The sequence below is a fragment of the Phyllobacterium sp. RCAM01083 genome (assembly GCF_055685835.1).
Genome location: NZ_JBVFZN010000005.1, coordinates 2,257,189 through 2,278,056, shown reverse-complemented (window position 1 = coordinate 2,278,056; position 20,868 = coordinate 2,257,189). Strand labels below are relative to the sequence as shown.

Genomic DNA, 20,868 nt, shown 5'->3' with positions numbered 1-20,868 from the left:
TTTTCGGCAATCCCGTCAGGATACGCGTCGATTGATCCAAGATAATGCCAGGCCTTGCTGCTTCACCGCACAATCGGGCCGCCAACCATCAGTGAAAGTCTCTTCCGTGATACGCCATTGTGTTTTTATTCGCTTTCGCGGTGATGTCGCCGCCGCTACCCGCCAGGACATATACAACGATCTTGCAACGCTGTGCGGAAAACTGCCCGGCGTCCTGTCCTTTCATGCCGGTGCCAATGTCAGTCCGGAAACCGGCATGGACAAAGGCTTCAGCGAAGGCTTCATCATCGATTTCGCCGATGCGGATGCGCGTGACACCTACCTTGACGACGCCGGGCACAGGGCTATCGGCGGGCGCATTGTTGCCGCCGCTGCCGACGGCGTTCAGGGTGTTCTTGTCTTTGATCTGGATATGTGATGCGCATGCAGGATAAGGAGTTTTTCAAAAAGCTGTTTGAAGCCGCCGTCGTTGCCGCTGATCCGCAGCGCACGATTGCCGCGCATCTGCCGGAAAAGCCCAAGGGCCGGACTATTGTGATCGGCGCGGGCAAGGGATCGGCGCAGATGGCAAGCGCCTTTGAAAAGGCCTGGGATGGCCCGCTGGAAGGGCTGGTGGTCACCCGTTACGGCTTTGGTGTTCCATGCGAGCGCATCGAGATCATCGAAGCTTCGCATCCCGTGCCGGATGCGGCGGGTCTTGTTGCCTCGAAGCGCCTGCTCGAAACCGTTTCGGGCCTGACCAGCGATGATCTGGTGGTCGCGCTGATCTCAGGCGGCGGGTCGGCCTTGCTGCCATCGCCGCCGGATGGCATGACCCTCGATGACGAGATCGCGGTCAACAGGGCGCTGCTCGCTTCGGGAGCGCCGATTTCCGCGATGAATGCCGTGCGCAAACATCTCTCCACGATCAAGGGCGGAAGGTTGGCTGCGGCCGCCTATCCCGCGCGCGTCTTTTCATTGATCGTGTCCGATATACCCGGCGACAATCCGGCCTTTGTTGCATCGGGTCCGACCGTTGCCGACGCCATAACCCGCGAGGATGCCCTGCGGATCGTCGAGCGCTACAGTCTCGCTCTGCCGGCGGCAGCCCTGAAACACCTGCAGTCGGCAGCGGCCGACGCACCCAAGCCGTCAGATGCGGTATTTGCGGCGCATGAGCACCGGGTCATTGCCTCCGCTGCCGTTTCGCTGGAAGCATCGGCCGATGCCGCCCGTTCACTTGGCGTGGAGGCAGTCGTGTTGTCCGATGCCATTGAAGGCGAGGCGCGGGAGGTGGCGCATGTGCATTCGGCGCTGGCCAAGCAGGTGCTGGCGAAAAATCAGCCGTTTGCCAAACCCGTGGTCCTGCTTTCCGGCGGTGAAACCACGGTGACCGTGCGGGGAAAAGGCAAGGGCGGCCGCAACAGCGAGTTCCTGCTGTCCCTGGCGCTCGATATCGACGGATATGACGGTATCAGCGCCTTTGCGGCGGACACGGACGGGATCGATGGCTCGGAGGACAATGCCGGGGCCTTTGCCGACAGCGGCAGCATCGCGCGGCTTTTGGCCAAGGGGCTCGACGCATCCGCCTATCTCAACGGCAATGATGCCTGGTCGGCGTTCAATGCCATCGGCGATCTCTTCGTCCCGGGGCCAACCGGCACCAATGTCAATGATCTCAGGGCGATCCTTATTCGCTAGGGAACGCGTGCCCGGTTTTCAAGGACCGTGCCCGCGCTTTATTTGACGCTCGATGGCTTGGATTGGGTGGTCAAGCGGGCGCGATTGTCCTAAGTGTCGCTTGGGCGGCTCTTTCATGCAAACAAAGGAATGTCGAATGCGCATTGCATTACCCTTGGCTGTCTTGTCTCTTCTGGCCCTTGCGGCCTGCAGCACAAGCATGAGTACCAGCACGAGCAACAGTCCGAAAGCAGCAGCTGATGCCCTGTCGCCGGCGAAGGACACGCATTTTGTTCCGCCACCCAAGTCCCTGACCCAGAAGGCCGTTCCGTCAAAGGTTCCCGAGACACCGGGCGCGCAGAACGCGGTGCAGTAAAACCTGGATACACCTTCAAAAACTTGAATGTTTTTCAAAGCACCGGCCCGCGAGATCAAACTCCGGCCGGTGTTTTCGTCTGGCGTGTTGCATGAGGGAAGTGTGGGAAGCCCTGAAACAACAAAACCCACCGCGGGAGGAGGTGCGGTGGGTTTCGTTGGTTATGGAAGGCCTTCTGGGAGGAGAAGAGGCCAACCGTTTCGACAGAGCCGGGAGGAGGTGACGCTGTCGAAAATTCCTGATCCAACAATAACTCCATTGATGTGATTTAATACAGATAATATTGCATAGCAGCAATGCGCCTGGTGCAATGCAGCAAAGAAGCGTTCAATTATCACCTGGCCATCACGCCGAGTTGAGCGCGCGAACGGAACTTTCGGGCATCCTGATTCGTTAATGCTTCGTAAAGAGGCCGATGATGAAAGCATCGGACCTCCGCAATCGAGGCCGAGAAGATGCGTAAAATATCTGCGTCAGTCCTTATGGTAGCAATGATAGCGTCGGCATTGTCGATCCAGCCGGCAGGAGCCTTCAGCATGAAGGGGCAGGCCGCAGCGCCGTCCGAGGCCAGTGAGATCTACAACAAGAAGTTTGAACGGGCCGCCTTGCTGGAAGCCAAAGCCTATATTTGCGGAACCGACAGTGCGGCAAGTTTTGCCGCCATGAAAGCCGGAATGGCCGAGACCGGATTGCCGGAAGATATCGCCGTCGAAGTGGTTTCAGACCTTGCTTCCGGCCTGATCGACAAGGCGGTGAAGTCGGGATCAAAAGAAATATGCGGAAAACCACAGCTGCGAATTTCCCGGCTCTGACCGACAAATTTGGGGCCGGAAAAAATAAATGAATGCATTCATGATGTTGTTCGTAAGTAATTCTAATTTTATGTAAATTTGAATCAAGGTAAGAAGTTATTGCCAAAAGTTGTGATCATTGCGGGGCTTTTCAAGCGGTGAATTTTGCTAATAATACCGTTAGAAAACTTTCAATATAAACTGCAAGAACAATTAACTACTGAGGAAAATATCCATAAATTGTGCCGTGGAGTTTGTTGATCGCGTGGTCTGCAACATGGATTTTTATCTGCAATAGTGTGAATGTTTCAATGAAAAGAAAAAATGGCAGTGCCGCTGGTGGGATCTGGAGAGAATAGCATGAACAAAAGAGTTCAGACGCTGAAAGTATTGAAAACAGAACTCTCGAAACTGTGCGCTATTGCCGATGGTGAAGGCTTTGAGATGATCGCCTATTTCATTGAAACGGCTATCCGTGAGTCCGATGAACAATTGTCCCAGGAAACACGTGCGCTTGTCGGAATGGAATTGCGTGCCGAGTCTGCCGGTCTGCGGGTCCTGAAGAACTGAATGCTGGTCCAATTCAGGGCGCGGGGATTCATTATCTTCCATTGAACATGGCTTCAAATTTTGTGAATCATGAATCGGTTGCCGCGCATTGTGCGCGGTGATTGCTCGCCTATATGAAGGCAATGACCCCACTCTCCGTCCTCGACCTTTCACCGGTTCCTGTTGGCAGCACGCCAGGGCAATCCCTCCGCAATTCGCTGGATCTGGCTCAGCATGCCGAACGTCTCGGCTACAACCGATTGTGGCTTGCCGAGCATCACAACATGCGCGGGATTGCGAGTGCTGCGACAGCCGTCGTCATCGCGCATGTGGCTGCCGGCACGTCGACCATTCGCCTCGGCGCCGGCGGCATCATGCTGCCGAACCATGCACCGCTGATGGTCGCCGAGGCTTTCGGCACGCTGGCGGCGCTGCACCCAGGCCGTATTGATCTTGGTGTTGGCCGCGCGCCGGGGACGGACCAGATAACCGCCCATGCCCTGCGCCGCAATCTGGAACAGGACATCAACGGTTTTCCGCAGGATGTGGTGGAACTGATGAGCTATTTCCGCGAACCGGAGCCGGGCCAGAAGGTCCAGGCTGTGCCGGGAGCGGGCCTCGACGTCCCGGTCTGGATATTGGGTTCGAGCCTGTTTGGCGCCCAGCTGGCCGCGGCCCTCGGGCTGCCCTACGCCTTCGCCTCGCATTTTGCTCCGGCCGAGATGGAACGGGCAGTCGAGATTTATCGCGCGCGTTTCGAACCGTCCGAACATCTGGAAAAGCCTTATGTGATGCTGGGGCTGAACGTTTTTGCAGCGGCAACGGATGATGAAGCACACTTGCTGAAAAGCTCGCAGCAGCAGGCATTCGTCAATCTGCGCACGGGCATGCCGGGGCCATTGCCCGCGCCTGTCGAAGGCTACGAGGAAACACTCGACCTGCACGCGCGCGCGATCTTGCGCCAGTCGCTGTCGTGCACGGTCGCCGGCTCACCGTCGACCGTCAAAGCGGGTGTCGAAGAGTTCATCCGGCGTACCGGGGCTGATGAAATCATGGCGACGGGCCACATATTCGATCACAAGGCGCGGATTCGGTCCTACGAAATTCTCGCCGAGGTCATGATCGCAGGGCAGCAGGCCGAGCCTGCACGGGCCAGCGGCTAAGGCCGCAGACCCCCTGCGGTCTCAATGAACGCGATGACCTCATCAAGCCCGTTGCGCCGCAGCATGTCGGTGAAAACATAGGGCTTGGCCCCGCGCTGCAGCTTCGTGTCGGCATCCATGACGTCAAGATCGGCACCGACATAGGGTGCCAGATCCTTTTTGTTGATGATCAGGAGGTCGGAACGGGTGATGCCGGGTCCTCCCTTGCGCGGTATTTTTTCGCCCTGGCAAACCGAGATGACATAGATCGTCAGATCGGCGAGATCGGGCGAGAATGTTGCGGCCAGATTGTCGCCGCCGGATTCGATGAAGACGATATCGAGGTCCGGATGGCGCTTGTTCATCTCGGCAATCGCCTGCAGATTGATTGTGGCATCCTCGCGAATGGCGGTATGCGGGCAGCCGCCGGTCTCCACACCCATGATCCGGTCTTCCGGCAGGGCCTGCAGGCGGCTGAGGATCAGCGCGTCTTCCTTGGTATAGATGTCATTGGTCACGACGGCGACGGAGTAGCGGTCGCGCATCGCCTTGCACAGCATTTCGGTGACCGTGGTCTTGCCGGAGCCAACGGGGCCGCCAATCCCAACGCGAAGCGGTCCATTCTGTGAAATCATGACCGGAAAACCCTTGAATATTGTGTTTCGTGCTGCATCGCCATGATGTCCGACAGGATCGCTGCCGATCCCAAATCATCGAGGCTTGAGGCGGCGGCGCGTTGCGCAACCGTCAGGATCGGCTGTTCCAGTGCCGCTATCAGCGCGACCCCGTGGCTTTGGCCAAGCGGAACAAGCCGTACCGCACCCTGAATGAGGTTGGAAATGACCGCATGCAGAAAGGCGGCCAGCCCAGGCTGCAGCACCACGCCATTGCCGGCAGCGGCAATGGCCACCGCAACGGGGTAGGGCATTTCGCTGCTCGTGCCCGATTGGTCTGCTCCCCAGTGCGCGATGGCTTGCAGGAAAGCGCTGCCTTGCAGCATGGTTTCCATGTGCCGTTCCCTCGATCCGGCCATGGCTTCGCCAAGGGCTGCAATGGACTGGCAATCCCCGCCTTCCCCCGCTTCATGCCAACCGGCGGCAAACAGCACGGCGTCGTTCCAGACGGAGCCGTGATGCAGGAGGTCGATCAGCCAGGCATGCAGCGTATCCTTGTCGCGGATCAGTCCGTCATGGATCGCCCGTTCAATGCCATGGCTGTAGGAAAAGGCGCCGACGGGAAAGGCCGGGGACAGCCAGGTCATGAGCCGCAGCAGCGCGGTGTTTGCGGTGAACTCAGTCATGGGAATGATGGTGATGCCCGTGATCATGATGCGCATGATCGTGGTGATCGTGACCATGGCCGCTGTGATAGGCGCCGCGCAGCGGATGGAATGGGGCGACAATCTCGGTCACCTTGGCTCCCAGACCTTCCAGCATGGCCTTGATCACATGGTCGCGTAAGATAACGATGCGGTCTTCTTCCAGCTGCGCCGGCAAATGGCGGTTGCCCAGATGCCAGGCCAGTTCCGACAGGTGCTGCCTGTCGCGCGGCGTCACTTCGTAGAGGACTTCCTCGGCGGCGATAATCTCTGCCATCCTTCCATCGTCGAGGACAAGGACGTCGCCATGGGTGAAGGCGATGGGATCGGGCAGGTCGATCAGAATCTGCTCGCCCTGTTGCAGGGTCAGGACCTTGCGGCGCAGATGCCTCTCGTCATGTGCCAGGACGATATGGTCGAAGGGCGTGCCGCTGTAGTGACCGGCATGCGCATGGCCTGTGACGCGTTTCATGGTTCATTCTCCTCAGAACAGGAAATAGCGCTGTGCCATGGGCAGCACCGTCGCCGGTTCGCATGTCAGAAGTTCGCCGTCGGCGCGCACTTCATAGGTTTCAGGGTCAACTTCCACGTGCGGCGTGGCGTCATTGTGGATCATCGATGCCTTTGAAATGCCGCCACGGGTGTTCTCGACGCCGATCAAGCGCTTGTCCGTTCCAAGCGACTGGCGCAGGCCTGCCTCAATCGATGCCTTGCTGACAAAGACAACGGAGGAATTGGAGACATTCTTGCCGAAGGTGCCAAACATGGGGCGGTAATGCACCGGCTGCGGCGTCGGGATGGATGCATTGGGGTCGCCCATCGGTGCGGCGGCGATGGAGCCGCCCAGCAGCACCATGTCGGGTTTGACGCCGAAGAAGGCCGGATTCCACAACACGAGATCGGCGCGCTTGCCCACCTCGATCGACCCGATATGTCTGGAAACGCCCTGCGCAATCGCCGGATTGATCGTGTATTTGGCAATATAACGTTTCACGCGGAAGTTATCGTTGTCGCCGGTTTCCTGCGGCAGGCTGCCGCGCTGGCGTTTCATCTTGTCGGCGGTCTGCCATGTGCGGATCAGAACTTCGCCGACGCGGCCCATGGCCTGGCTGTCCGACGAGATGATCGAGAACGCGCCGATATCGTGCAGGATATCTTCGGCCGCAATGGTTTCCTTGCGGATGCGGCTTTCGGCGAACGCCACGTCTTCGGGGATCGACGACGACAGGTGATGGCAGACCATCAGCATGTCGAGATGTTCGGCAATGGTGTTCTTCGTGTAGGGCCGTGTCGGGTTCGTCGACGAGGGAATGACATTGGGCAGGCCGCAGATCTTGATGATGTCAGGCGCATGCCCGCCGCCTGCGCCTTCCGTGTGAAAGGCGTGGATCGTACGCCCCTTGAACGCGGCAACCGTATCCTCGACAAACCCGCTCTCGTTGAGCGTGTCCGTATGGATCATCACCTGAATGTCGAACCGGTCGGCAACAGTGAGGCAATTATCGATGGCGGCCGGCGTGGTGCCCCAATCCTCGTGCAGTTTCAGCGAGCAGGCGCCGCCGAGGATCATCTCCTCCAGCGCTTTCGGCTGCGAGGCATTGCCCTTGCCCGATAGTCCGAGGTTCATCGGAATGGAATCGAAGGCCTGGATCATCCGCGCCAGATGCCATGGGCCCGGCGTGCAGGTGGTCGCCAGCGTGCCGTGTGCCGGGCCCGTGCCGCCGCCGAACATGGTGGTCACGCCCGACATCAGCGCTTCGTCGATCTGTTGCGGGCAGATGAAATGGATATGCGCGTCCATGCCGCCGGCCGTCAGTATCTTGCCCTCGCAGGCGATGATTTCCGTGCCCGGTCCGATAATGATGGTAACGCCCGGCTGCGTGTCGGGATTGCCGGCCTTGCCGATGGCGGCAATCAGTCCGTCCTTGAGCCCGACATCCGCCTTGTAGATGCCGGTATGGTCGACGATCAGGGCATTGGTGATGACCGTATCGACCGCGCCGTCAGCCCGGGCCACCTGACTCTGTCCCATGCCGTCGCGAATGACCTTGCCGCCGCCGAATTTCACCTCTTCGCCATGGATGGTGAAATCCTTTTCCACTTCAATGAACAGCTCCGTGTCGGCAAGGCGCACCTTGTCGCCGGTTGTCGGGCCGAACATGCGGGCATAGGCGGAGCGGGAGATTTTAGCGGGCATGGTGGTTCCCTCCTGGGCTGTAGGTCTGGCACGGTACGCGCACGGCGGCGGGAGACCGGAGCCACATTCCGGCCACGATATCGCCCCGGAATGACCCGATAACCGACCGCTTGAGATCGAATTCCGCAGGTGAACTGCGCCCGTCATCAAAAGATGATCGTTCGCCAATCACGTGAAAGGAAAAACGATGCGAAAGATGATGATCCTGGCCATGTGTGCCGCTTTCCCGCTCGCCACGTCCGCCGCCTATGCGCAGACTGCGGCACCAGCCACACAGCAACCGGCCAGCAAGGCCCCGGCGCAATCTGGAGCGGTGCCGATCACGACGATCAACATTGTCGATATCAACGAATTGCCCGAGAGCACGAAAACCCAGGTCAACGATGCCGTGGCCAAGCGCTCCGACAAGGACATGCAGCAGCTGCGCACCTCGATCGATGCATCGCCGAAAGTCTCCGCAGCCCTGAAGGAAAAGGGCCTGACGTCGGCGGCGGTGGTTGTCGCGAGCCTCGATGCCAAGGGCCTTTTGACCCTTGTCACCAAAAAGCCGAGCTGACCGCGCGACAGAGCATTGGGGAAGCTGGTCGGTCAAAGCTTTCCCATGATCTTTTGCTGGAACCCGTAAACGGTCCTGTTGCCGCCAAGCGGCACGAGCGTCACGTCGCGCTCCTGTCCCGGCTCGAACCGCACCGCGGTTCCCGCCGCGATATCCAGCCGCATGCCGCGTGCCTGAGCACGGTCGAATATCAGCGCATTGTTGGTTTCGAAGAAATGATAATGCGAGCCGACCTGCACGGGACGGTCGCCGGTGTTTGCAACCTTTAGTGTTACAGTGGTTGCGCCGGCGTTCAGTTCGATCTCGCCTGCGCAAGGAATGATTTCACCCGGGATCATGGTGTCTCCTAACGGATCGGTTCGTGAACGGTGACGAGCTTGGTGCCGTCGGGGAACGTGGCTTCCACCTGAATGTCGTGGATCATCTCGGGGATGCCTTCCATCACCTGGGCACGGGTGATGACGTGGGCCCCGGCTTCCATGAGTTCGGCGACCGAGCGGCCGTCGCGCGCGCCCTCCACGACAAAATCTGTAATGAGCGCAATGGCTTCCGGATGATTGAGCTTGACGCCGCGTTCGAGGCGGCGGCGGGCGACCATTGCCGCCATGGCAATCAGGAGCTTGTCTTTTTCACGGAGTGTCAGGTTCATTTTGTCCTCTTGGCCATCCCATGTTTGTTCCGTGCGCCGCGGTCCAGACCCTAGATTGACCAGACTTTAGGCACGCCTGCCTTTTGATTCAGCAGTTCGATCAGCGGTATCAGCCGTTTCCGCAGGGAATAGGCATCCTCATCCACCAGCCTCGCAAGAAGCTTGCCAGACCAGGCGGAAGCACCGCCTTTTTCACCGATTATTTTTCGCGCCGGCTCCAGATGCCGCTCCGCATCATGGTCGAGCAGCAGGATGGTGGCCATTGTCCGCAGTCCGCCGAGCAGGGCAGGCCGGGCAAGCATGGCTGCCGTATCGGGACCGATCGCAAAGTCTTCGGCGTGAACCAGCCTGTCCTGCCGGTAGATGCGCCAGCGGTCACGGAACGTGCAGGTCTGGACGTCCTCGCCCATCGCCTTGCGGCCGAACACCACCGGCTCGATGATCAGCGCGCGGCCCGTTCCGGCAAGCCGGGCGGTCAGCGTTCGCTTCAGGGCGGAGCGCTCAAACAGGATCGTCTCCTGCGGCAGCCAGGCGAGACCGGCGTTCTCGCCAACCGACAGCGTGGTTTCCACCTGGGCGACAGAAAACGAGGCTTTGTAGATGCGCTCGCAGGCCTGCGTGGTGATCTGCGCGTGGCAATCATTGCCCGCATCGAACTGCCAGCGCATGTCGTCGCCGCCGGTCAGGCCGCCGGATGTGTTGATCATCACGGCTTCCAGCGCCGCATCGTCGCGATCCGGCAGCCGGATTTTCGCGCAGCCTTCCTGATAGAGCGTGGCGATGCGCGTACGCCCGTTGACGGGTTTCACAGCCAGCCGGGCATGCCCGTAGGCGCGCTGCGGCCTGGTTTCCGGTATCAGGTCAAGCGACGGGTGAACGTTCATACTGCAAGGCTAGCGCAGCCCGGCGGGGTGGGAAAGCTCAAACTTTCCCAAGTTCGATGGCGCGCTGGTGCGCCGCATGCACGGCCTCGGTCAGAAGGTTTTTCAGCCGGTCCTCGCCCATGAGCACCTTCAGCGCCGCGGCCGTGGTGCCGTTGGGGCTGGTCACCTGTTCGCGCAGCGTCGTCGGGGTGTCGGCGCTGGCGGCAGCCAGCGCACCGGCGCCATAAACGGTCTGCATGGCGAGAAGACCGGCGATCTCCCGCGTCAGCCCGGCGGCGACCCCGGCCTCGGTCAGGCCTTCGATGAAATGGAACACATAGGCGGGCCCGGAACCCGAAACGGCCGTCACCGCGTCGATCAGGCTTTCATCGTCAACGGAGGCGACGGCACCGCTGGTTTTCAGCAGCTTGTCGACAAATGCCGCATCGTCGTCACCGACATGGGGATTGCGGAACGTGACGATCATGCCCTTGCCGATTGCCGCTGGGGTGTTGGGGATCGTGCGAATGATCGCGGTCTTATCGCCGAGATGCTTCTCGAAAAAGTTCACGGTAATACCAGCGGCCACGCTGACAAATGTCGCGTGTTCGGCAAAGCGCTTGTAGGCGGGCAGGACGTCGCCCATCACCTGCGGCTTGACCGCGACCAGGATCACACGCGGCTGAAGACCGGCGGCGAGCGATGCGGCGTCCGCCACGGCGTTGACCCCGAGTGTCGCTGCCCGATCCCGCAAGGCATCGGTCGGTTCGACGACATGGACCTGTCCTGGCTGCAATATGCCCGCATCCAGCCAGCCCTTGAGCATGGCGAAACCCATATTGCCGCAACCAACCAGAACCACGCTGTCAACCATTTGTCTTCTCCCAAATCATGTGGCCGCACTTTGATCCGGTCCTAAGCGCCGGGTCAACTGGGCAACCCTGCGGCCGGTGCACCGATCATTGAAATAATGGGAGACATCGCGATACCGCAGGGCATCTTCGGATAAATTCCCCGGTGTTTCACCAATGATTAACGATTTATTTCCCATAGAACTTTAGGTTGGGTTAACCGTAAGCCATGCTTCGGGGGTAAGGTATTGAACGGTTCTTATGGAGTGCGGACAGGAATGGGTGATCGGGACAACGGGATAGACAAGCGGCCACGACGCTCGCTGCTCTCGTTTGCCAGCCAGCCGGAAACGGCGGGTAGTGCGCCCGCACGCGTGGCGCCTGCAACACCCCCGCAAGCGCCCCGCCGCGAAGACGATCTGGAACACTATCAGCGGATGCGGGCGCTGCGTCTGGCGGCCAGCAGCGAAATCACGCAGCTCCCCGCGCCGGCGTCCGATACTGCCCTGACAGATGAAGAGGCCGAGCAGATCGCCATCGATCGCATGCGTGCCGACATGGCGGCCATCAAGGCCGAACTCAACCGCCGGATCGACGATAATGCATCCGCCGTGCCAGTTTCGCCGACGGTTGCGGTTGATGCACCCGTTGCACCGGCGACAAGCCCCGTCGAGCCCGTTGCGGACGATCATGTCGCGATGAAACGGTTCATCGAGCCGTCCAACGCCCTCAATCGCGTCGTCAATTCCAAAAAACTGATTATCGCGACGACCGTGATCGGCACTTTGCTTGGTGCCGGCTATGCGATGACAATGCCGAAGCTCTACCCGTCAACCGCAGAACTGCTGGTCGACCCGAGCAACATCCCATTGAGTGGGACAACGCCTGCGCCCGGTCAGCTGCCGACCGAGGCATCCCTGGCCATTGCCGAGAGCCAATTGCGCGCCATCCGCTCGAACCGCGTGCTTTCCCAGGTGATCGACCGGACAGGTCTCGCCAAAGATCCGGAATTCAATGGCAATCTGAAGGACAAGGGTTGGCTTGCTGCCGTTCGCGAGCTTTTCTCGACCGACAGCACACCGGACACAGCGTCACGCGAAGCATTGCTGGTGCGCAATCTGTCCGACAATCTCACGGTCGGGAGGAGCGCACAGAATTTTGTTTTCGATATTACTGTCAAATCCAGCGATCCGCAGAAATCTGCACACCTTGCCAACACTCTGTCCGATGTCTTCATCGAGGAGCAGCGCAATCCGTCACCGGGTGCGGGAGCAGCGGCCCCGCTTGCCGGCCGGCTGAATGAGCTGCGCAGTGCTGCGGAAGATGCCGAGAACGCGGCGCAGAAATTCAGGATCGACAACAATCTCGCCGATGCCCAGGGCGGACCGGCTGACGATGTTGCAAAGGCGGGCGATGCGCTCGCCGCCGCCCGCGATCAGACAATAAAGCTCAACGCGCAGGCCGCCGCCATTCAAGGCGCGTCGGTGGATAGCGTTCTCGGCAACACGGTGCCGGATGCGTTGGGGTCCGACGCGATTGCAGCGCTGCGTTCGCAATATTCGGTTCTCAAGCAGCAGGCCGATACGCTGGCGATCAAGCTTGGACCGCGCCATCCGCTGCTCATACAGGCGCGGTCGGAAGTCGAAGCAATCCGCAAGGACGTGCGCAACGAATTGAGCCGCATGGCGGCCTCGGCGCAGGCCGAACTCAAACGTTCGGTGCAGCGGGAGCAGGATCTGGCAAACCAGCTTGCGCAGCTCAAATCGCGCACAGCCGGAACGAGCGGGGACATGACCCGGCTGCGAGCACTGGAGCAGGATGCCGCAACAAAGCGCGCGGCCTATGACGCCTATGCGCAGCGCGGCCAGGCAAGCGCGCAAAACGCCGATATGAGCGGAACCAGTATCCGGGTCGTTTCGCCAGCGCAGCCATCCGCCGAGCCCGCAGGGCCGTCACGCAGCGTTCCCGTGATTGGCGGGATGCTGGCTGGCCTGCTTGCCGGACTGGGTGTCGCAATGCTGCGCGGGCGGGGTGCCCGCAACCGACATGAGCCTTCACCAGCCGGTGCCGGAAACGACGGCCCGTTTGATCCGGGTCCGCCGTCGGGCGGAAAGCGGACGGAACATGGTACGGACAAAACGGTTGCAGCGCCCGCCGAGTCACGCCTGGGTGCTGCCATCAAGCAGGCCCAAACGCGCAATTCCGCTTCCGATGCCGCTGAAATGGCCGATGAAGATGCGGCATGGGCCGAGGATCAGGTCGCGGTTGCGCAGCTTCTCTACGAATATGCCGACATGCATTTCGCTCCGCGTCATCATGACAACTCCAATATCGAGGACATGCTCGCCGATATTGCCGAGATTCGTGACGTGTTGCGGCAGCGTGCCGCCGGAGACTAAAGCCGCGTTCAGTGCAGCCGCGGCGTCGGCCCCATGCCTTTATCGTCGATGACATAGCCCCTGTAGAACCGGTCAAGCGTGAACGGCGCCGACAACGGATGCGGTTCATCCTTGGCGATGGTCCAGGCAAAGCATTTGCCGGAGATCGGCGTTGCCTTGAAGCCGCCGTAACACCAGCCGGTGTTGAGATACATGCCCGGCAATGGACCGGTGGTGATGATGGGGGAGCCGTCCATGGACATGTCCATGATTCCACCCCAGGAGCGCAGCAGCTTGACGCGGGCCAGCGCCGGCATGAGGGCGACGAACTCGCTCATCACATCTTCCACCACGGGCAGGTTGCCACGCTGCGCATAGGAATTGTAGCCGTCGATATCGCCGCCGAAAACCAGCCCGCCCTTGTCCGACTGGCTGAAATAGAGATGGCCGCCGCCGAACGTCGCAACCGTATCGACGACGGGCTTGAGCGCTTCCGAAACGAAGGCCTGCAGGACATGCGATTCCAGCGGCAGCCGGTCGACACCTGCCCGCCGCATCAGCTCGCTGGTGTGTCCGGCCACGGCGCAGGCGGTCTTTTTCGCATTGATCGGACCGCGTGTGGTCATGACGCCGGTGACCTTGTCGCCGTCCTTGATGAAGCCGGTGACTTCGCAATTCTCGATGATATCAACACCGAGCTGGTCGGCCGCGCGGGCATAGGCCCAGACCACGGCATCGTGGCGTGCCGTGCCAGCGCTGCGCTGCATCAGGCCGCCAATGATCGGAAACCGTGCCGATGCGCTGGTGTCGAGGCCGGGTATGAGCTTTTCCAGCTGTTTCGGATTGAGCAGTTCGCAATCGATGCCGTTGAGCCGCATCTGGTTGCCGCGCCTGACATAGACATCGAGCTGGGGGAGATTGTGCGCGAGATTGACCACGCCGCGCTGCGAGAACATCACGTTGTAGTTGAGGTCGTGCGACATGGTCTCCCAGAGCTTCATCGACGCCTCGTAGAAGTGCTGGTTTTCCGTCAGGAGATAATTGGATCGCACCGCCGTCGTGTTGCGGCCGATATTGCCGGAACCGAGCCATCCCTTTTCCACCACGGCGATATTGCGGATGCCGTGTTCCTTGGCCAGGTAATAGGCCGTCGCCAGCCCGTGTCCGCCGCCGATGATCACCACATCATAGGCCGGCTTCGGATCGGGTTTGCGCCACGCAGGCTTCCAGTCCTTGTTGCCGTTGAGGGCGTTCTTGAGAAGGGAGAAAGCGGAATAGCGCATCGACGAATCCAGTTTGCGGGCGGAACAGTGTGATCATGCGTGGTTTTGGCGTATTCGCAAGCCCCAGAACCATCCTTGGGTCACATCATCGCATTGCCCTTATGGGCCGCTTTCGTTATTGCGTCAGTGAACGCCGTTCTGGCGGTATTGTATTGCCTAAGAATCCTCAGAATGACGTCCATTCCCGAAGCGCGATGCCCAGGAGCAGCACATGGCAGTGACGATTGATGGCAAGCAGATTGCCGAAGACGTGGTTTCAAAGGTCAAGGCGTCCGCCGCCGAGCTGATTGAGGTCACTGGCATCACGCCCGGTATTGCCGTGGTGATCGTCGGCGAGGACCCGGCCAGCCAGGTCTATGTCGCCTCGAAGGGACGCAAGGCCAAGGAATGCGGCTTCCATTCCGTGCAGCACACCCTGCCGGAACAGACGAGCGAAGATGAACTGGTCAGGCTGGTGGAAACGCTCAATGCCGATCCGGCCATCCATGGCATTCTCGTGCAATTGCCGTTGCCCAAGCACATCGATTCCGGCCGCATTATCCAGACCATTTCACCCGACAAGGATGTCGACGGCTTCCACTTCATCAATGTCGGCAAGCTGGGGACCGGCGAGCTCGACACCGCATTCGTCCCCTGCACGCCCGAGGGCTCGATGCTGCTGATCGACCGCATTCTCGGCCGTGATCTCTCCGGCCTCAATGCGGTGGTTGTCGGCCGTTCCAATATTGTCGGCAAGCCGATGTTCAACCTGCTGCTCGCACACAATGCAACGGTCACGATTGCCCACAGCAGGACGAAAGACCTGCCGGGCCTTTGCCGCAATGCCGATATTCTGGTGGCCGCCGTCGGCCGTCCGCAGATGATCAAGGCCGACTGGGTAAAGCCCGGCGCGACTGTCATCGATGTCGGCATCAATCGCATTCCGGCTCCCGAGCGGGGTGAAGGCAAGACGCGTCTTGTCGGCGATGTCGATTTTGCCGATGTGGCTCCCGTCGCCGGTGCACTGACGCCGGTTCCCGGTGGTGTCGGGCCGATGACGATTGCCATGCTGATGGCCAACACGCTGGTTGCCGCCCACCGCAGTGCCGGAAAAACACCGCCCCGCTTCTAATTCATTGGTTTGCAACCGGATTGTCGTTAGAACAGCATATGCCCGAAGCCCTCAAGGTCAGTAGAACCTTCGCTTTTCTGCTTGTCGACAAATTCCCGATGTTCAGCCTTGCCGCTGCCATCGATACAATGCGCACGGCCAACCGTATGGCGGAAGAGCCATTCTACGGGTGGACCACCGTGTCCGCCACGGGTGCGCCGGTCACCGCATCGAACGGTCTGCAGATCAATGTGCAATATTCGCTGGCAGAGCTTCCCGCCGCCGATATTTTCTTCATCTGCGCCGGGCTGACCACCGAATTTGAAGAAAAACCCAAGGTGATTGCAGCGCTGCGCAATCTCGGACGGCGCGGTGCGGCGCTGGGCGGGCTCAACATTGGCAGTTACATCCTCGCCGAAGCAGGCCAGCTCGAAGGGCATCGCTGCACGATCCATTGGGAAAACCGCGCCGGTTTTCAGGAGCGTTTTCCGCAGATCGAATGCACCGGCAATGTTTTCGAGATCGACCGCAAGCGCTATACCTGCGCGGGCGGGACGACCTCGATCGATCTGATGCTGGAGATCATCCGGCAGGATTTCGATCCCGGCCTTGCCAATGAAGTAGCCAACCAGTTCCACCATGAGCGCATCCGCTCGCAGACCGACCGCCAGCGCATCGGGCCCGAGCGGGACCTGACCGGAAAATCCGAGAAGCTGCGCAAGATCGTCGAGCTGATGGCCGACAATCTCGAACAGCCGAAATCGGCGGTGCGGCTGGCCAAGGCTGTCGGCTTGTCCGTCCGGCAGGTGGAGCGCTTGTTTCTGCGCCATCTCAACATGACGCCGGGGCGCTATTACATGAGTTTGCGGCTGGAGCGGGCGCGCGAGCTGCTGCGGCAGACGCATTCGCCTATTCTCGACGTGGCGCTGGCAACGGGATTCACATCCCATTCCTATTTTGCCCAGAGCTACCGGGCGCAGTTCGGGCGCTCACCCTCCGATGAGCGCCGCACCACCTATTGATCAGCCGAAAACCGACGCGCCTTCGTCGGCGCGACCCACCACGTTGCGGAAGGCGGCGAACAGTTCGCGGCCCATGCCATAGCTGTTGTGGCTGAGGTCGACGACCGGTTCGGGACGGGCGGCGAGAACCTCCGGGTCTTCCAGCACGTCGAGCGTTCCGATTTCCGCATCGAGCCGCACCATGTCGCCATCGCGGATCTTGCCGATGATGCCGCCGCTCAAGGCTTCCGGCGTCACGTGGATTGCCGCAGGCACCTTGCCCGAGGCACCCGACATGCGCCCGTCCGTCACCAGCGCGACCATATGGCCGCGATCCTGCAGGACGCCGAGCGGCGGCGTGAGCTTGTGCAGTTCCGGCATGCCATTGGCTTTTGGACCCTGGAAGCGGACAACAGCGACAAAGTCACGGTCGAGCTTTCCGGCCTTGAAAGCGTCCTGCAGCGCCGCTTGGCTGTCGAACACGATGGCAGGCGCCTCGATGATGCGCCGTTCCGGCTTGACTGCCGATGTCTTGATGACGGCGGTGCCGAGATTGCCCTTCAGCATCTTCAGGCCGCCGGTTGCCTGGAACGGTTCCTTGACCGTGGACAGGACCTTCTTGTCGGCGCTTTCGCTTGGAATGGGATTGCGCTGTACCGTGCCGTTTTCGCCGAGCTTGACCTCGATGGTGTAGGCACGCAGGCCTTCGCCCCAGACGGTCTTGACGTCCTCATGCAGCATGCCTGCATCCAGCAATTCGCGGATGATGTAGCCCATGCCGCCAGCCGCATGGAAATGGTTCACATCGGCGAGGCCGTTCGGATAGACGCGGGCGAGCAGCGGCACCACGTCGGAAAGGTCCGAAATATCCTGCCATGTCAGCTTGATGCCCGCAGCCGCAGCCATGGCGACGAGGTGCATGGTGTGGTTGGTCGAACCGCCCGTGGCATGCAGCCCGATAACGCCGTTGACGATGGTCTTCTCGTCGATCATTTCGCCGACCGGCGTGTATTCATTGCCGAGCGCGGTGATGGCAAGGGCGCGCTTGGCGGCCTCGCGCGTCAATGCTTCGCGTAAGGGGGTGCCCGGATTGATGAAGGACGAGCCCGGCGTGTGCAGCCCCATGATTTCCATGAGCATCTGGTTGGAATTGGCCGTGCCGTAGAAGGTGCAGGTTCCCGGTCCGTGGTAGGACTTGGATTCCGATTCCAGCAGTTTGTCGCGGCCGACCTTGCCTTCCGCATAGAGCTGGCGGGTTTTTGCCTTCTCGTCATTGGGAAGACCCGTGGTCATCGGACCGGCCGGGATGAACACGGCGGGCAGATGACCGAATGTCAGCGCGCCGATGACGAGGCCCGGCACGATCTTGTCGCAGACGCCGAGATAAACAGCCGCATCGAACATGTCGTGCGACAGGCCAACAGCCGTCGCCATGGCAATGACATCGCGGGAGAACAGCGACAGGTCCATGCCCGGCTGTCCCTGGGTCACGCCATCGCACATGGCCGGCACGCCGCCGGCAACCTGCGCCACGCCGCCCGCCTCGTGCACGGCCGCCTTGATCAGCTGCGGATAGGTTTCGAACGGCTGATGCGCCGACAGCATGTCGTTGTATGACGTGATGATACCGATATTGGGCACAACATCGCCAGCCAGCGCGGCCTTGTCGGACGGTCCGCAGGCGGCAAAGCCGTGGGCGAGATTGGCGCAGGCCAATGCAGAGCGTTTCGGCTTGTGGGAGGCCGCTTCGCGCAGACGGTCGAGATAGACATCGCGGGTCGGGATCGACCTCTCACGGATGCGGTTGGTAATGCTTTTGACCCTTTGCAGGACGGTCATCGGTTTTCTCCTTATGGAGCCCAGAAAATCTCAAGATTGATGGGTGTGTGGCGCAGGACAGCGCGAATGGGCATGTCAGCGGTTGCCCCGTCGCCAAGCGCCTTGTCGAGAACGGCTTTTTTGCCGTCGCCTTCAATGTGCAGGACAACGAACCGGGAATGAACGATCACCGGCAGGGTGAGTGTCAGTCGCGGCTCGCCGGCACCTTCCGCCTGCATCGGCAGGACGAGCGCCGGCTGCGTCATCGAAATCGCGTCGGCAAGGCGGTCGCCACCGGGGAAGAACGAGGCCGTGTGACCATCGCCGCCCATGCCGAGAATGGTCACGTCGAAAGGCTGGCCCAGTGCGGCGATGGCGGTCGCCGCGGATTGAACGGCAGCGTCCGCATCCACAGACGCATGATAGAGCCCGACGAAATTGGCCTTCGCTGCGGCGTTCTGCAGAAGCAGCTCCGTCACCAGCTTCTGGTTGGAGCGGTCATTGCTTGGCGGCACGAAACGTTCGTCCACCAGCGTGACGGTGATCCGGGTCCAGGGCAGGTCCTTGACCGACAGCGCCTTGAAAAAGCGGGCAGGGGTAGTTCCACCCGATACGGCCAGAACCGCCTTGCCGCGCGCATCGCATGCGGCCTGCAGGTGTGCTGCAACACCGGTCGCCAGTGCTTCCGCAAGAGCGTTTCCATCGGCAAAACTGTTCAGTGTCTGCTGCATGATCATGTCTCGTGCCAGGTGCGTCCGTCGCGTTCAATCAAGGCGATGGCCGCGGATGGTCCCCATGTACCGGCGGTATAACCTGCTGCGGACTGGTCATTGTCGGTCCAGGCTTTCAGGATGGGATCGATCCAGCGCCATGCGGCAACAACTTCGTCGCGGCGCATGAACAGGGTCTGGTTGCCGCGCACCACATCCATCAGCAGGCGTTCATAGGCATCGGGGCTGCGGACCTGGAACGATTCCGCAAAGCTCATGTCGAGCGGAACGTGACGCAGGCGCATGCCGCCCGGACCCGGATCCTTGATCATCATCCACTGCTTCACGCCTTCGTCGGGCTGCAAGCGGATCACCAGCTGATTGGCGACGACCCGGCCCGCGCTCTCGCCAAAGATCGAGTGCGGAATGGGCTTGAACGAAACGACGATTTCAGAGGCCCGCGTGGCAAGGCGTTTGCCGGTGCGCAGGTAGAACGGAACACCGGCCCAGCGCCAGTTGGCGATCTCGGCCTTGATGGCGACGAAGGTTTCCGTATTGCTCGTCGCGCCCAGTTCTTCCTGATAACCCTTGACCGGGCCGCCGGCGGACGCACCGGCGCGGTACTGGCCGCGCACGGTCAGCTCTTCGGCATTCTTGCCATCGATGCGGGCAAGCGAGCGCAGGACTTTCAACTTCTCGTCGCGCACCGCATCGGCATCCATGGATGCGGGAGGCTCCATTGCAACAAGGCAGAGAAGCTGCAGCATGTGGTTCTGCACCATGTCGCGCAGCGCACCGGCCGTATCGTAGTAGCCGGCTCGGCCTTCGAGGCCGACCGCTTCCGCGACCGTGATCTGCACGTGGTCGATATGCGCCGAGTTCCACAGGGGCTCGTACAGCGCATTGGCAAAGCGCAGCGCCATCAGGTTCTGCACCGTTTCCTTGCCGAGATAGTGATCGATGCGGAAAATCTGCTGTTCGTTGAAGACGCTGCCGATCGTGTCATTGAGCGCAATGGCGGATTTAAGATCGCGGCCGATCGGCTTTTCGACGATGATGCGGGTCTGATCGGTGATCAGCTCATATTTCTTCAAGCGGCTGGCAATGTCGCCGAACAGGCTCGGGCTGACCGCGAGGTAAAACGCCCTGATCTTCCTGTTCGCGTCGCCAATCGCGCTTTTGAGATCGTCCCAGCCATTGTCCGATGTTGCGTCGACGGCAACATAGGACAGGCGCTGCAGGAATTGCTCGACCTGCTTCTTGTCGATCTCTTCTGGTTTGACATGTTCCTTGATCGCGGCTTCCGCAAACTTGCGGTAGTCGGCATCGGACATGGCCGAACGCGATGCGCCGATGATGCGCGTGGGCTCCGTCAACTGTCCGTCCCGCTGGCGTTGATAGAGCGCGGGGATCAGTTTGCGCTCGGCAAGATCGCCGCTGCCGCCAAAGACGATGCAGTCAAAAGGTTCAACCGGGATAATCTGGCTTGTCATAAGATTAAGTCTCGCTATGCCAAAAATAGGTGTTCCGCTGATGCAGGCCTGTATAATCTAATCGATTTAAAAAGGCCAGCACCGATCCGTCTTCTGCGTCAAAATGCATTCCCAAGACGGTTCAATTCCAATACCATCGGCGCA

22 protein-coding genes are annotated in these 20,868 nt (G+C 60.5%); 10 read left to right on the top strand and 12 right to left on the bottom strand.

The genetic code is table 11. The annotated features are described in order from the left end of the window. Positions 1–106: 106 nt before the first annotated feature. The 6 genes from ACZ25R_RS17975 to ACZ25R_RS17950 all read left to right on the top strand — a co-directional run bounded on the left by ACZ25R_RS17975 (position 107) and on the right by ACZ25R_RS17950 (position 4,538). A complete protein-coding gene (locus tag ACZ25R_RS17975) occupies positions 107–418 on the top strand; it encodes a Dabb family protein (RefSeq protein WP_472461768.1) in 312 nt (103 codons plus the stop codon). Continuing rightward, complete coding sequence (locus tag ACZ25R_RS17970) at positions 418–1,680, top strand: glycerate kinase type-2 family protein (protein ID WP_472461767.1); 1,263 nt, start codon at positions 418–420, stop codon at positions 1,678–1,680. The genes ACZ25R_RS17975 and ACZ25R_RS17970 overlap by 1 nt, the downstream gene beginning before the upstream one ends. 199 nt (positions 1,681–1,879) lie before the next feature. Next, on the top strand, positions 1,880–2,035 hold the full coding sequence (locus ACZ25R_RS17965; RefSeq protein ID WP_472461766.1) for a hypothetical protein: 156 nt from the start codon (positions 1,880–1,882) through the stop codon (positions 2,033–2,035). Between the two features lie 536 nt (positions 2,036–2,571). Further along, complete coding sequence (locus ACZ25R_RS17960; protein ID WP_464662750.1) at positions 2,572–2,847, top strand: hypothetical protein; 276 nt, start codon at positions 2,572–2,574, stop codon at positions 2,845–2,847. Between the two features lie 303 nt (positions 2,848–3,150). Further along, entirely contained in the window at positions 3,151–3,396 is a 246-nt protein-coding gene (locus tag ACZ25R_RS17955; protein ID WP_464662751.1) for a hypothetical protein, read from the top strand. Between the two features lie 122 nt (positions 3,397–3,518). Beyond that, positions 3,519–4,538, top strand: a complete 1,020-nt coding sequence (locus ACZ25R_RS17950; RefSeq protein WP_472461765.1) for an LLM class flavin-dependent oxidoreductase — start codon at positions 3,519–3,521, stop codon at positions 4,536–4,538. On the opposite strand, the gene ureG is transcribed toward ACZ25R_RS17950, so the two are convergent. Genes ureG through ureC form a run of 4 tightly spaced genes read right to left on the bottom strand, consistent with a single transcriptional unit; the run spans position 4,535 to position 8,032 of the window. Further along, a complete protein-coding gene (gene ureG / locus ACZ25R_RS17945) occupies positions 4,535–5,152 on the bottom strand; it encodes an urease accessory protein UreG (RefSeq protein ID WP_346306016.1) in 618 nt (205 codons plus the stop codon). The genes ACZ25R_RS17950 and ureG overlap by 4 nt on opposite strands. Continuing rightward, on the bottom strand, positions 5,149–5,874 hold the full coding sequence (locus tag ACZ25R_RS17940; RefSeq protein WP_472461764.1) for an urease accessory protein UreF: 726 nt from the start codon (positions 5,872–5,874) through the stop codon (positions 5,149–5,151). The genes ureG and ACZ25R_RS17940 overlap by 4 nt, the downstream gene beginning before the upstream one ends. After that, on the bottom strand, positions 5,810–6,307 hold the full coding sequence (ureE, locus tag ACZ25R_RS17935; RefSeq protein WP_472461763.1) for an urease accessory protein UreE: 498 nt from the start codon (positions 6,305–6,307) through the stop codon (positions 5,810–5,812). Before ureE ends, ACZ25R_RS17940 begins: the two co-directional genes overlap by 65 nt. Before the next feature lie 12 nt (positions 6,308–6,319). Then, on the bottom strand, positions 6,320–8,032 hold the full coding sequence (gene ureC / locus ACZ25R_RS17930) for an urease subunit alpha (protein ID WP_472461762.1): 1,713 nt from the start codon (positions 8,030–8,032) through the stop codon (positions 6,320–6,322). Between the two features lie 187 nt (positions 8,033–8,219). On the opposite strand from ureC, the gene ACZ25R_RS17925 reads away from it, so the two are divergent. Next, positions 8,220–8,588, top strand: coding sequence for a hypothetical protein (locus tag ACZ25R_RS17925; RefSeq protein ID WP_472461761.1), 369 nt, complete (start codon positions 8,220–8,222; stop codon positions 8,586–8,588). 32 nt (positions 8,589–8,620) lie between these two features. Here ACZ25R_RS17925 and ACZ25R_RS17920 read toward each other — a convergent pair whose 3' ends face one another. Genes ACZ25R_RS17920 through proC form a run of 4 tightly spaced genes read right to left on the bottom strand, consistent with a single transcriptional unit; the run spans position 8,621 to position 10,974 of the window. Then, a complete protein-coding gene (locus tag ACZ25R_RS17920; RefSeq protein ID WP_464662756.1) occupies positions 8,621–8,926 on the bottom strand; it encodes an urease subunit beta in 306 nt (101 codons plus the stop codon). An 8-nt stretch (positions 8,927–8,934) separates the two neighbouring features. Beyond that, the gene (locus ACZ25R_RS17915; RefSeq protein ID WP_105736392.1) at positions 8,935–9,237 is read right to left on the bottom strand and encodes an urease subunit gamma; all 303 of its coding nucleotides are present in this window, start codon (positions 9,235–9,237) and stop codon (positions 8,935–8,937) included. A gap of 50 nt (positions 9,238–9,287) precedes the next feature. Then, positions 9,288–10,121, bottom strand: a complete 834-nt coding sequence (locus ACZ25R_RS17910; RefSeq protein WP_472461760.1) for an urease accessory protein UreD — start codon at positions 10,119–10,121, stop codon at positions 9,288–9,290. A gap of 37 nt (positions 10,122–10,158) precedes the next feature. Continuing rightward, positions 10,159–10,974, bottom strand: coding sequence for a pyrroline-5-carboxylate reductase (gene proC, locus ACZ25R_RS17905; RefSeq protein ID WP_472461759.1), 816 nt, complete (start codon positions 10,972–10,974; stop codon positions 10,159–10,161). Positions 10,975–11,229: 255 nt separating this feature from the next. Between proC and ACZ25R_RS17900 the strand changes: the two genes are divergently transcribed. Further along, on the top strand, positions 11,230–13,350 hold the full coding sequence (locus ACZ25R_RS17900; RefSeq protein ID WP_472461758.1) for a GumC family protein: 2,121 nt from the start codon (positions 11,230–11,232) through the stop codon (positions 13,348–13,350). A gap of 8 nt (positions 13,351–13,358) precedes the next feature. On the opposite strand, the gene ACZ25R_RS17895 is transcribed toward ACZ25R_RS17900, so the two are convergent. Then, complete coding sequence (locus tag ACZ25R_RS17895) at positions 13,359–14,612, bottom strand: sarcosine oxidase subunit beta family protein (RefSeq protein ID WP_105736383.1); 1,254 nt, start codon at positions 14,610–14,612, stop codon at positions 13,359–13,361. Between the two features lie 211 nt (positions 14,613–14,823). On the opposite strand from ACZ25R_RS17895, the gene folD reads away from it, so the two are divergent. Next, positions 14,824–15,723 (top strand): bifunctional methylenetetrahydrofolate dehydrogenase/methenyltetrahydrofolate cyclohydrolase FolD, encoded by a 900-nt coding sequence (gene folD / locus ACZ25R_RS17890; RefSeq protein WP_223611778.1) that lies wholly within the window; start codon positions 14,824–14,826, stop codon positions 15,721–15,723. Positions 15,724–15,761: 38 nt separating this feature from the next. Then, positions 15,762–16,724, top strand: a complete 963-nt coding sequence (locus tag ACZ25R_RS17885) for a GlxA family transcriptional regulator (RefSeq protein WP_105736378.1) — start codon at positions 15,762–15,764, stop codon at positions 16,722–16,724. Here ACZ25R_RS17885 and edd read toward each other — a convergent pair whose 3' ends face one another. The 3 genes from edd to zwf are packed head-to-tail and all read right to left on the bottom strand — an operon-like array spanning position 16,725 to position 20,724. Continuing rightward, the gene (edd, locus tag ACZ25R_RS17880) at positions 16,725–18,542 is read right to left on the bottom strand and encodes a phosphogluconate dehydratase (RefSeq protein WP_472461757.1); all 1,818 of its coding nucleotides are present in this window, start codon (positions 18,540–18,542) and stop codon (positions 16,725–16,727) included. 11 nt (positions 18,543–18,553) lie between these two features. After that, positions 18,554–19,252: a 6-phosphogluconolactonase gene (gene pgl / locus ACZ25R_RS17875; RefSeq protein WP_472461756.1), complete on the bottom strand. Its 699-nt coding sequence runs from the start codon at positions 19,250–19,252 to the stop codon at positions 18,554–18,556. Between the two features lie 2 nt (positions 19,253–19,254). Continuing rightward, entirely contained in the window at positions 19,255–20,724 is a 1,470-nt protein-coding gene (gene zwf, locus ACZ25R_RS17870; protein WP_223611772.1) for a glucose-6-phosphate dehydrogenase, read from the bottom strand. Positions 20,725–20,868: the final 144 nt, after the last annotated feature.

Coding starts and splice junctions, on each gene's coding strand:
- ACZ25R_RS17970 (WP_472461767.1), top strand. CDS start 418: ATGCGCATGCAGGATAAGGAGTTTTTCAAAAAGCTGTTTGAAGCCGCC.
- ACZ25R_RS17965 (WP_472461766.1), top strand. CDS start 1,880: ATGAGTACCAGCACGAGCAACAGTCCGAAAGCAGCAGCTGATGCCCTG.
- ACZ25R_RS17960 (WP_464662750.1), top strand. CDS start 2,572: ATGAAGGGGCAGGCCGCAGCGCCGTCCGAGGCCAGTGAGATCTACAAC.
- ACZ25R_RS17955 (WP_464662751.1), top strand. CDS start 3,151: ATGGCAGTGCCGCTGGTGGGATCTGGAGAGAATAGCATGAACAAAAGA.
- ACZ25R_RS17950 (WP_472461765.1), top strand. CDS start 3,519: ATGACCCCACTCTCCGTCCTCGACCTTTCACCGGTTCCTGTTGGCAGC.
- ureG (WP_346306016.1), bottom strand. CDS start 5,152: ATGATTTCACAGAATGGACCGCTTCGCGTTGGGATTGGCGGCCCCGTT.
- ACZ25R_RS17940 (WP_472461764.1), bottom strand. CDS start 5,874: ATGGTCACGATCACCACGATCATGCGCATCATGATCACGGGCATCACC.
- ureE (WP_472461763.1), bottom strand. CDS start 6,307: ATGAAACGCGTCACAGGCCATGCGCATGCCGGTCACTACAGCGGCACG.
- ureC (WP_472461762.1), bottom strand. CDS start 8,032: ATGCCCGCTAAAATCTCCCGCTCCGCCTATGCCCGCATGTTCGGCCCG.
- ACZ25R_RS17925 (WP_472461761.1), top strand. CDS start 8,220: ATGCGAAAGATGATGATCCTGGCCATGTGTGCCGCTTTCCCGCTCGCC.
- ACZ25R_RS17920 (WP_464662756.1), bottom strand. CDS start 8,926: ATGATCCCGGGTGAAATCATTCCTTGCGCAGGCGAGATCGAACTGAAC.
- ACZ25R_RS17915 (WP_105736392.1), bottom strand. CDS start 9,237: ATGAACCTGACACTCCGTGAAAAAGACAAGCTCCTGATTGCCATGGCG.
- ACZ25R_RS17910 (WP_472461760.1), bottom strand. CDS start 10,121: ATGAACGTTCACCCGTCGCTTGACCTGATACCGGAAACCAGGCCGCAG.
- proC (WP_472461759.1), bottom strand. CDS start 10,974: ATGGTTGACAGCGTGGTTCTGGTTGGTTGCGGCAATATGGGTTTCGCC.
- ACZ25R_RS17900 (WP_472461758.1), top strand. CDS start 11,230: ATGGGTGATCGGGACAACGGGATAGACAAGCGGCCACGACGCTCGCTG.
- ACZ25R_RS17895 (WP_105736383.1), bottom strand. CDS start 14,612: ATGCGCTATTCCGCTTTCTCCCTTCTCAAGAACGCCCTCAACGGCAAC.
- folD (WP_223611778.1), top strand. CDS start 14,824: ATGGCAGTGACGATTGATGGCAAGCAGATTGCCGAAGACGTGGTTTCA.
- ACZ25R_RS17885 (WP_105736378.1), top strand. CDS start 15,762: ATGCCCGAAGCCCTCAAGGTCAGTAGAACCTTCGCTTTTCTGCTTGTC.
- edd (WP_472461757.1), bottom strand. CDS start 18,542: ATGACCGTCCTGCAAAGGGTCAAAAGCATTACCAACCGCATCCGTGAG.
- pgl (WP_472461756.1), bottom strand. CDS start 19,252: ATGCAGCAGACACTGAACAGTTTTGCCGATGGAAACGCTCTTGCGGAA.
- zwf (WP_223611772.1), bottom strand. CDS start 20,724: ATGACAAGCCAGATTATCCCGGTTGAACCTTTTGACTGCATCGTCTTT.